We start from the raw sequence: 2524 nt of genomic DNA, 5'->3' as shown, positions 1-2524 counted from the left end.
GTCGCCAGTGGCGTCGGGCACGTACTTCACAGTGACAACGATCCTCAAGCTCACGCCGGCTCTCCTACTGCATCGTCATTTTTCGGCTACCCCTTGCAGGCAGCATAGGCGCCCCAAGCGGCCGATCCCGGTCGGGGCGGCCTGCGCTTCCGACCGAAATATTACTCGTCAGTACACCCAGTTCCTGCCCGCTAAGCAAGCGCTTTGAACTGTGACCTTCGCAACGCAGCGTAACCGGAACTCGACGCCCTCGCAGGCGGACCCGTGCGTGATCAATCCCGCAGAGCGGTGAACCGGCCCTGGTGGTAGAGAAGCGGGCGGCCGGTGCCCGTGGGATCGCCGACGGCGACCTCGGCGAGGACTATGCGGTGGTCCCCGGCGGGCACGCGCGCGTGCACCCGGCACACCAGCCAGGCCAGCACGCCGTCGAGGACCGGGACGCCCTCCGGGCCCTCCCGCCAGGCGGTGGGCTCGCCGAAGCGGTCGGCGCCGCTGCGGGCGAAGGTGGCGGCCAGCTCCTGCTGGTGCTCGCCGAGTATGTGGACGCCCACGTGGTCGGCCTCGGCGATCGCGGGCCAGCTGGAGGCGCCGGTGCCGATGCCGAAGGAAAGCATCGGAGGCTCCGCGGAGACGGAGGTGAGGGAGGTGGCGGTGAAGCCGACCGGGCCGGCCGCGCCTCGCGCGGTGATCACCGCGACGCCCGCCGCGTGGCGCCGGAAGACGGCGCGGAGCAGGTCGGGGGAGGCGAGCCGGGGGGTGGCTAGGTCGGGGGTTGCCGTCATGATGGCCTTCTGCGAGTGGGGGCGAGCGGGTCCGTGGGTGCTCAACGGCCCGGACAGCGTGCGCTCGCGGTGCGGGCGAGGTCGACGTGCACCCGCCCGTAGAGATGGAGTTCCGAAGGCATAGGGTCAGGCTGACGATAGGTGGCATGCACAGTCAAGTGCGTCCCACGTTGTGGGAGATGGCTCACGCTCGCCCGAACGCCCGGCACGGGGCCGCTCACACGGCCTCCCCCAGGGCCGCGATGACGTCGGCCTTGCGGGGCTGCCCGACGGCCCGCCGCACGACCCGGCCGTCGGCGTCGAGGACCAGCACGGTCGGCGTCTTGACGATGTCGAGCCTGCGGACCAGGTCCAGGTGGGCCTCGGCGTCGATCTCCACATGGCGGACGCCCGGCACCAGGCCGGCCACCTCGCCGAGGACGCGCCGGGTGGCCCGGCAGGGGGCGCAGAACGCGCTGGAGAACTGGACCAGCGTGGCGCGTTCGCCGAGGCCGACGCCCAACTCGGCCGCGTCGAGCCGCCTTCCACCGTCGCGCCCGTGCACGTGTACTCTCCCGCTCCGCCGCCGTTCGCGGCTCTCCGTCAACTCACCACTGTCGTGCAGCGTTGACGGGGCCGCAAAGATTCCCGCCCGCCCCGGCTGCGAGATGTACCGGCTCGCGCGGCGCGTCATGGTTCGCGCAGAGTAAAGGGCGCTTAAAACCCCGAGGTGATCATGGGGGTGACGTGACAAGGATCTCGCCGACTAAGGGCACCAGGACTGGCTACCCGTCCGTTCTTCGGGCACGATCTGCGACAGGCCGTAAACCTACGGCTGCGTAGCTTTCCGCTGGGAGTCCCTTCCCAGGCAGAGCAAGGAAGGGTTCACGTCGTCCATGGCAGAGCTCGTCTACCGTCCCGTCATCGGTCTCGCCCGCACGCTGTTCAAGGTCTGGGACCTCAAGATCGACTGCAAGGGGTCCGAGAACATCCCGCGGTCGGGCGGTGCCGTGCTGGTCAGCAATCACATCAGCTACCTGGACTTCGTCTTCAACGGACTGGCCGCGCTGCCGCAGAAGCGGCTCGTGCGCTTCATGGCCAAGGAGTCCGTCTTCCGGCACAAGGTGTCCGGGCCGCTGATGCGCGGGATGAAGCACATCCCGGTGGACCGCGAGCAGGGCGAGGCGGCCTACGCGCACGCGCTCGACTCGCTGCGGTCCGGCGAGGTGATCGGGGTGTTCCCGGAGGCCACGATCTCGCAGTCGTTCACGCTGAAGAGCTTCAAGTCGGGCGCCGCGCGCCTGGCTCAGGAGGCGGGCGTGCCGCTGATCCCCATGGCCGTGTGGGGCACCCAGCGGCTGTGGACCAAGGGGCACCCTCGCAACTTCAAGCGCAGCCACACCCCCATCACCATCCGGGTGGGCGAGGCCATCGAGGCGTCCCGCGACAAGTACGCCGGGGCCATCACCCGGCAGCTGCGCGAGCGGGTGCAGGAGCTGCTGGAGGCCGCTCAGCGCGCCTACCCCGTCCGCCCGAGGGACGCCGACGACACCTGGTGGCTGCCCGCCCACCTCGGCGGCACGGCCCCGACGCCGGAGCAGCTCCGGGCCGCCGAGGCGCACTGACGCCCCCTCACCGCCACCCCGCGGGGCGCCTGCCGCGTCGCTGCCGATAAGGCCCGGCCGGTGACGTGAGGCACGACTGCGTCGCGAGCCCGGCATGATCGGCGAGACACCCCCTAGGGGGTGTCCGCAAAGTCAGGG

3 protein-coding genes are annotated in these 2524 nt (G+C 70.6%); 1 reads left to right on the top strand and 2 read right to left on the bottom strand.

The genetic code is table 11. From position 1 onward, the window contains the following. Positions 1 to 272 precede the first annotated feature (272 nt). Together AMK31_RS38860 and AMK31_RS38855 are read right to left on the bottom strand one after the other, a co-directional pair. On the bottom strand, positions 273 to 782 hold the full coding sequence (locus tag AMK31_RS38860) for a flavin reductase family protein (RefSeq protein WP_073945472.1): 510 nt from the start codon (positions 780 to 782) through the stop codon (positions 273 to 275). 217 nt (positions 783 to 999) lie between these two features. Next, positions 1000 to 1386 carry a thioredoxin family protein gene (locus AMK31_RS38855; protein ID WP_241842890.1) on the bottom strand — a complete coding sequence of 129 codons (387 nt, stop codon included), beginning with the start codon at positions 1384 to 1386 and terminating at the stop codon, positions 1000 to 1002. Positions 1387 to 1657: 271 nt separating this feature from the next. On the opposite strand from AMK31_RS38855, the gene AMK31_RS38850 reads away from it, so the two are divergent. Further along, on the top strand, positions 1658 to 2386 hold the full coding sequence (locus AMK31_RS38850) for a lysophospholipid acyltransferase family protein (protein ID WP_073945470.1): 729 nt from the start codon (positions 1658 to 1660) through the stop codon (positions 2384 to 2386). Positions 2387 to 2524 lie beyond the last annotated feature (138 nt).

The organism is Streptomyces sp. TSRI0107 (assembly GCF_001905845.1).
In the GTDB taxonomy this organism is placed as follows: Bacteria; Actinomycetota; Actinomycetes; order Streptomycetales; family Streptomycetaceae; genus Streptomyces.
Note: the sequence above shows the minus strand (reverse complement) of the source record. Positions and strands in the feature narration are given on the sequence as shown.